General features: G+C 56.8%; 9 protein-coding genes. All 9 read right to left on the bottom strand.

From position 1 onward, the window contains the following. Positions 1 to 467 precede the first annotated feature (467 nt). Positions 468 to 881 (bottom strand): hypothetical protein, encoded by a 414-nt coding sequence (locus H8B13_RS20050; protein WP_187312600.1) that lies wholly within the window; start codon positions 879 to 881, stop codon positions 468 to 470. A 72-nt stretch (positions 882 to 953) separates the two neighbouring features. Continuing rightward, positions 954 to 1,319, bottom strand: coding sequence for a hypothetical protein (locus H8B13_RS20045; RefSeq protein ID WP_187312599.1), 366 nt, complete (start codon positions 1,317 to 1,319; stop codon positions 954 to 956). Between the two features lie 124 nt (positions 1,320 to 1,443). Further along, entirely contained in the window at positions 1,444 to 1,692 is a 249-nt protein-coding gene (locus H8B13_RS20040; protein WP_187312598.1) for a hypothetical protein, read from the bottom strand. Positions 1,693 to 2,116: 424 nt separating this feature from the next. After that, positions 2,117 to 3,061 (bottom strand): replication initiation protein, encoded by a 945-nt coding sequence (locus tag H8B13_RS20035; protein ID WP_222841493.1) that lies wholly within the window; start codon positions 3,059 to 3,061, stop codon positions 2,117 to 2,119. A 673-nt stretch (positions 3,062 to 3,734) separates the two neighbouring features. Beyond that, complete coding sequence (locus H8B13_RS20030; RefSeq protein ID WP_187312597.1) at positions 3,735 to 4,082, bottom strand: hypothetical protein; 348 nt, start codon at positions 4,080 to 4,082, stop codon at positions 3,735 to 3,737. 39 nt (positions 4,083 to 4,121) lie between these two features. Beyond that, a complete protein-coding gene (locus tag H8B13_RS20025) occupies positions 4,122 to 4,415 on the bottom strand; it encodes a type II toxin-antitoxin system HigB family toxin (RefSeq protein ID WP_187312596.1) in 294 nt (97 codons plus the stop codon). A 164-nt stretch (positions 4,416 to 4,579) separates the two neighbouring features. Next, positions 4,580 to 5,656 (bottom strand): PIN domain-containing protein, encoded by a 1,077-nt coding sequence (locus tag H8B13_RS20020; RefSeq protein ID WP_222841492.1) that lies wholly within the window; start codon positions 5,654 to 5,656, stop codon positions 4,580 to 4,582. A gap of 20 nt (positions 5,657 to 5,676) precedes the next feature. Beyond that, positions 5,677 to 6,165: a hypothetical protein gene (locus H8B13_RS20015; protein ID WP_187312604.1), complete on the bottom strand. Its 489-nt coding sequence runs from the start codon at positions 6,163 to 6,165 to the stop codon at positions 5,677 to 5,679. Then, entirely contained in the window at positions 6,165 to 6,932 is a 768-nt protein-coding gene (locus tag H8B13_RS20010) for a ParA family protein (RefSeq protein WP_187312595.1), read from the bottom strand. Before H8B13_RS20010 ends, H8B13_RS20015 begins: the two co-directional genes overlap by 1 nt. Between the last annotated feature and the right edge of the window lie 398 nt (positions 6,933 to 7,330).

Raw genomic sequence — 7,330 nt, 5'->3', positions numbered from 1 at the left:
AGCAGGTCTTCGGCCAGGGCATCGTCGCCCAGCAAGCGCCGCAGCAGGCCGTACAAGGCGGGCCCGTAGCGGTCGTAGAAGACGACCATGGCGGTGGGATCGCGGGCGGAGAGGCGCTCTGTCAGCGCCGACTCTGAGGATGGCAACATGGGGGTGAGCGGGGGTGGACTCTGTGTACGGGCGCGCCGCGCCCAAGGTCAACGCAGCCGCACGGGCCGGGACCAAAGGGTCGATCGGAGAAGGGCGAACAACTCGACCAAGACGGCCGCGGGGGCGATAGCTGCCCCTGCGGAGGCGCTGAAATTCGTTGGCCTTCCCTACCCGCCTTCTCTGGGATGATCGGGGAAAGCGCGCCGGCAAAGGCCGGGGAGCCGCGGAGACCGGCTGTCAACGCCGGCCGCCAGTGGGGGCACAAAAGGGGCCGTTTCTTCCCGCGGCGGGGTACCTCCGTTGTCTGGGGCGGACCGCTAGGGCTGTTGGCCGAGCCAAGCAAGGGCCGCGCTGTCGTCGGCAAACACGCGGAAGGTCATAACCCCAGCTTGTGCCGCCTGCAGGCGGTACGGATCAGGCAACTGGACCCACTCCGCGGGGGGCAGGATCACGGCCCCGTAGATCGCTCGTCCCTGGTGTTCCTCCGACAGCCAGTACGCCACGATCCACTGGCTTTCCTGCTCGGTGTAGGGCGTCAGCTGCCGGTGATCGCCCAGCACTTTGTGCCAGCCGCGCAGGGTCAACAGCTGCCCGACATGCCGCAGGAAGGCCTGCAAGTAGGCCAGCTCCCGGGCTCCCGCGTGATACTGCACCCAGGCATAGCCGTCGGGGTGCTCGAGGATGCGACCTACCGAATTCTCAAAATACACACGCAAGGCAGCCGCCACCATAACAAGAGAGCAAAAAAGCAGGAGTCCCAAAGGAGCTGCTGCCCAAAGAGAAGTAAAAGACTCGTAGCAGCCTTAGCTGATGGGGTAGAGCGCGCCGGCGATGTGGGTGGCCACCTGTTCGGGTGGGACGGCTTGCGCGTACTGCAGACGCTCATAGTGAAACAGCGAGAGGATGGTGTTGGGGGCCTGCTGCTGGTCCACCTGCGGGTAGGGCGTGGTGACCTGCAGGCGGTAGCCGCCGGCGAACTGCAGCGTCACACTCGCCGCCTCGGCCGTGGGCCGGGGCCGGGCGGTGATGCTGGTAGGCGTAAAGGGCGCGGCGGCCGCGACGGCCTGGGCCAGGTAGTGCAGGGCGAAAGCCTGCGCAACGGCATCACCCCTTTCCAGGTGGCTTAATTCGGCGCGTAGGGTGCCCCAGCAGGACGGATTCAACAGCATACAGGGGGAGGCGGTTCTAGGGAGGAGTACGACGGTCGCTGTGCAAGCTTGAGGCCAGAAATGCCGCTTCCTGGGGCCTCGGCCGGCCAGCCTCTCCCCCGTCCCACCCTCCCCGCGGGTGGGCTTAGCGCAAGGCCCCCTGCACAAAGCGCAACAGCTCCTCCACATCCTGGATGGGCCCCTGGTAATGCACGTCGGGCGCGAACAAGTCCCCCGTAGCAATCTCCACCAGGTCGGAGGCCTCGGGCAGGTAGAGGCGCACGGTTTTTTCTGGAGTAAATAGCACGTAGAGCTCACCCTGCTCGTAGCGCGTGCCCGAGGGCAGGTAGTCGGCTAAGATAAAGCCAGCGGCTTCGAGCTCGGAACGGGTCATGGGGAAGTACAGAAGGGCGCAGCGGCGAACAGAAGTAAGGCGCGCCCATAGCTATAACACTTGCTTGCAACCCCCGGGTGGGGGCGTTCATCCTAAGGCGGACCGACGAACGTACGGCTTTTTTTGAACTATACCCAGTCTGTTGTCTTAAAGCGTAGTAAGGGTGCCCTATGAGCGCGCCAAGCTGTGACGAGGAGGACGAAGGGCCCCTGACAGTCAACGGAAGAAGCGCCAAGACAATGGGTAGTTTCGGACTCCTCTCCCCTACCCTGCTCCCTGCTACTAAAACACCCACCCGGTGGGGCCAACAAGTTGGACCGGAAATGTAACGGCTAAGGTCTGAAGCGGCCCATTTCTTTTTTAACCGTACTTACTGACCCTTACCTTGCCACTCCCTGGGAAGACTGCAGAAGTGAGTTAGCGGTTAGCGCAGCCCACAGATTTTTAGAAACAACCCCCCCGGGTTCTTAGTAGCCTTCACCTTCTCCGTTTTCAGCTGGTAAGTAAATTTAAACAGCTGGTCCAGGTGCTTAGGGTCCCCGAGGATAGCGGCCACCAGCTGCGGTTGGTTGATACCCAGCGCTTCCAGGTGCTGGCGGGCAGCGAAGGCACGAGCGTCTTCCGTGGGCTGCTCAAAGGGAATGGGCAGCTGCTGGGGCTGCTGGCGGGCAATGGTGAAGCGCACGGCATCGTAGGCCCTCCCCTTCTTGACCAGGGTATAGTCAATTTTAAGGTCGGTGTGCTCGCTGACCTGGCGCACGGCGATGTCGAGCACGCGGGCCTTGAGCTGGCTGATGTTCTGAAACAGCTCCGGCTCCTTGCCCTTGGGGTCCTTCAGGTGCAGCATCTGCTTGAACTCGTCCAGCGGGTACGTGCGGGTGGTGGCCTTGTCCTTCCACTGGCTCACGAGCTGGTAGATGCGCTTGGCGTACTTGCTGCTCAGCTTCAGGGCTGAGTGCAACTGGTAGGAAGTGAAGTTTTCCTTGAGGTTAAAGAGAAACGGGCGGATGGGGGCCGCCAGCTGAATCTGCAGGCAGCCCTTGCCCTTGATGTATTCCACCCGCTGAAACATCCACAGCTGCTGGTAGGTGCGCTCGCTTTCCACCTCAAACATGCGCGAGCCCATGTCGGCCGTCGCCTCGCGCAGCTGCTGGTAGTTCCACTGCCGGCCGGTTAGCGCTTCCACGTCCTTGACGTAGATCGTGTACTCCTGGTCCGGGGTATCATCCCGCCGTAGGCGGGAGAGCAGATAGAAGAAGATGTCCAGCTGGCAGGCGGTGTAGTCGTAGCGGGCCTGGGTGATGGCGTTGTGCTGGCGGACGACGGGGGTGGGCTCCACCAAGACAACGGCAGTTTCTTCAGGCTTCATAGACTAGCGGATCAGGACGCGGGGATAAAGCAAATATAGGGAGGCAGGAAATAAAAAACCACAGTGGTAGTTAGACGTGGTTTTTCACGTATAAAACGTGGTGGAATGACTTATAAAACGTGAGAGTTCACGTATAAAACGTGGTAATAAAAGGTATAAAACGTGGTTTTTCGCTTATAAAAAGTGGTTTTATGCCTTTATATACTATTGATTATCAGTGAGTTATGAGCCCTACAAATAGACAAGTAATTACAAATACTCACAAACTTGTTGATACCTCCTCCAGAAAAAGCTTTTAAGGTGATGGTTCGACCTCGGGCGATGGGACAAACAAAAAACAACAAAGAAGAAAGCCAAAATAAGCACAACCACAGGGATTGCACTTTACCAAGTGAAGTTTTTACTTTACTTATTTAAAACCACTTTTTATAAGTAACACCCGCCGCTACAGCTTCTCAGAGTAACAGCTACTTTGGCGCACGTTTTATACTTCCAGCAGCCTTTTTTACGTCATTTAGAAGTATTAATAACTTTATACTAACATTTGACTAACAACGAATTACCACGTTTTATAAGCCACTGTGGGTAAGCCAGCCCCCAACTAGCACGTTTTATAAGCAAAACCCCGCCCCGCTAAATGCAGTAAAACGCTCTTTTTGCCCAGCCAGAGCGGTCAAGCAGCTTCCAGGATAAAGTCGGCGGGGATGCCCAGGCGCTTGTAGAGACGCTTGGCCAGGTCCAGGTTGATGCGCCGGCCCTGCAGCACGTCGCTCAGGCGCGAGGCCGGGATGTCGAGCAGGGCGGCTAGGTTTTTCTTGTTGAGCTTACGCCGGTACATCTCCAGCTCCAAGCGGCCCACCAGGGTCTGGGGCTCAGGCAATTCGTAGCCCTGGCCCTTTTCGTAGGCGCTGATAGCGTCGCGCAGCGCCCGCATGGGCGCCAGGTCGGCGGGTTCGTTGTCCATCCAGGCCGTGAACTGGTCCAGGGCCTTTTGGTAGTCGACTTCGGTGCGAATGTCCATGGGAATCAGCTTATAAAACGTGAGAGAAACAACGGGTGCTCAAATGGTGTCGGCGTCGATTTTGTCGTACTGCTGGTGGGTGCCCACAAAGCGGATGAACACGGTGCGGGTGGCGAAGTGCAGCCGGGCCACCAGACGGTAATTGTTGCCCCGGATGTTGAACACGTAGCGCCCGTCCCGGGTGTACTCGGCCGTGTTGTAGTCCCGCACCACGTCCGCGTGCCGGGCCCAGTCGCTTTCCTGCACGAAGGCATACCAGGCACTCAGCGCCTCTTTCGCGTCGGGATGCTGCTCCCAAAACTCCCGCAGCGGCTTCTGGGAAATGATGACCATGCCCCAAAGATACCACTCGCAATTCTGAAATTGATAATTTTCTCCTAGAATCTGTAATTACTAATTCTAGAAATTAGTTCACCACGCCGGAGCCTCTCCCCTCCCCTACCCTACCGCCCCAAAACCAAAAGCAGCCTCCAGGGACGCTGCCTCTGATGCCGATTTTAAGTATCCAGATTATCCCAGTCATCGCCCATAACCCATCTTATCGCAGATAGCTTGCCACTAAGCATTCCCCACTCAAAGTCGTCGTAAGGACCAAGGTTATCCTTCCCGTAGAGCTTCTCAAGCTTTTCAGCCCCCTTTTTAGCCCCCTCCCATACGTCCTTAATGATGGTCGTTTGGACGGTAGCCATGGAGAACTCCTCGCGCTCTATGAGTTTCATCCGTCCTTCTTCTATCATAAAAGCCCTTACCTGATGCCTGTTATACCAAACCTTCTGCCTCAGCTCTTCTTCGAGTTCAAGAAGCTCAGTAAAGGTCCTGGGGATTTCTTCCCACTCCTCAATGAAGGTTGTGTCCTCAGTAAGTTCAGGGCAAAACCGGTAGAGCGCATCGCCTAAGCTTATAAAGTAAAGCGACTTAAGCTTAGAGAAGTAGGAAGTGAAATCTGGGTGTGGGTTTCGTTCATTACCGTTTGCATCACTGAAGTCACTCTTGTTGTGGGTTACAAATGCGAAGCGATGCCTATCTGGATTTTTAGCTTGAATGCACTCGCCATACAGCTCCATCAGCACGGCGTCATTCATGCTGTTTTTATGACGATGGAAAGGAGCCCTTTTGTCAATAGCCCTCTGTGCTGCTTTAAGCAACGCACTGTTAGAGGTATCTATGATAGTACCAGCTTTGAGTAGCTTCTCGACCTTCTGGACATTGAAAGCAGCTGCTTCACCTAACCCAGGTAGTTTGAAACTAACGTCATTGAGCTGACTGATAGCTGTTTGCTTTTGCTGGGGGTCGCCAAATTTGCTAACGGCTTCCCGTACCCGCTTGAATACTCCCGAAAGACTCTGACTGCTTTCTCGAATAATTTTATCCTTGTTCCTTTCGAATTCCTCTAAAACTATCTGAGGGACCAGAAGCGAAATTTCGTTTTGCTGAATTCCCTCCTCTATCACGCTGAGCATGGTGCTTTGCTCATGGTTCTTAGCTAGGTCCAGCCAGACACATGTGTCAATGAGTAATTTAACCATTGGCTGAAACCGGATGTGCACAGGTGGCCCTAACTGAACGATGAGCACACCTACAGATGAGAAGAAGGCTACTTGGTTGGTGGCAACTTGCCGGCTTTGCGCAGGTAGGCATCGTAGTGCCGGTGGGCCGCCTCCAGGTAATTCTTAATCGTGGTGGGCGTGTCGGGTCCGGGAGCAGCCAGGAGCAAGCTCATCTTAATCTCCTGCACTACGGATTTAGCAATTTGGACCGTATGCAGCGGCACTTCAGCTTCCGGAGCGGGTGCTGCCGCCGTGGCGGGCTTGCGGCCCCGGGAAGGGGCCTTAACAGGAGCCGCGGCCGGCGTAGCAACTGGGGCAGCAGCAGGCTCGGGAGCAGCGGCAAGCGGCGTGGCCTCAGGCGCTGGGGCTGCGGGGGCAGCTACCGGCGCCGGGGGCGCGATGGGCTCCACGGCGGCCGGGGGCGTAGTGGCCGTACGGGTGGCCTCCCCTCCCATGCCGGCGCGGGCCTGCTGGCGGGCCTCTTCGGGTACTTCAATGCGGCGGCGCGGCGTGATTTGTGGTTTCTCGAAGCCCATTACTTGGTGGCGGTTGAAGCGGTGGATACGGAAGTAGCGGCGGAACTGCGACGGTCGGGCAAGCCCAGGCGTTCAATCATCTCTTCGCAGATGCGGCGGATTTCGTCGGACGTGTCCTTGGTGCCGCCGGCGTAGCGCGCCCAGGCCGGGTTGAGCAGGCTGTAGAGCGTCGAGGCCCGGGTATACGCCTTGCGGTGGCCCAGGGAGGAATTAAAGCGCGACAGGCCCAAGCCGTCGATGTAGTCGTCCATCTCTTTCTCTTCCCGCTGCCCGGCCACGCGTTTGGTGGGCAGGCCGTAGTACTGAAAGTCAATTTGGGCGTCGTCGGCCGCTTTCTTGATGGCTTCCAGAATGGTCATAAACTCGGCCGTGGAGGCCCGGTCCAGGTAATCCGATACCAGGGGCACAATGACCGCGTCGCAGGCCGTCAGGGCGTTGAACACGTCGTCGCCATCGGCCCGGCCCGGCACGTCGATGATAATCAGGTCGTAGTTGTGCTCGGGGTTATCGATGAAGTCGAAAATGCGGCTGAGTTGCCAGGGGTACACGTCGTAGGGGTACTGGGCGTCGGGATTGGCTTCGCGCAGCTTGGCGAAGTTGGCCGCGTCGACCTGCTCGCGGGTCTTGACGATGCTCTGCTGGTAGTCGCAGTCCAGAACGGCGATGCGCAGGCCGTACTCGGTGGCCAGCGGGGCGGCGAGCACGAGGGCCAGCGTGGATTTACCGGAGCCGCCCTTCTGGGTGGCAAAGCTGATAACCTTGGACATGGTCGGTGCGGAGTTAAGGGAGGGAATTAGCGCCCATTAGTTGGGACTAGCATGACGACAGGCCAAAAGTAATAGAAAAGCAGAAACGCAAAACAGCAGAACCGTTTTTTTGCTGAAAAGCAGAAATGTTGTTAAGCATAAAAACAGAAAAGTATTTCTACAAATCTTTTAAATTACAGAAAAACATAAATACAAAACAACAGATTAACAGAAATGCAAATCAGCAGATTCACAGTTCAACAGCCCGGAGTTTAATTGGGCAGAGTTGATTGCTAACTGCAGAGTTGCAGAACAACAGAATTGTAGAAATGCAGAATAAGCCAGCTATGCACTGCTTCGATACAATCTCCCAACAGAACAACAGAACTGTTGAAATACAAAAGCACAGGCTCCGCTTA

Origin of the sequence: Hymenobacter sp. BT188 (assembly GCF_014333585.1) — a bacterium.
Taxonomy (GTDB): Bacteria; Bacteroidota; Bacteroidia; order Cytophagales; family Hymenobacteraceae; genus Hymenobacter.
The sequence above is the reverse complement of the archived record's forward strand: the minus strand, read 5'-3'. Positions and strand labels throughout refer to the sequence as shown.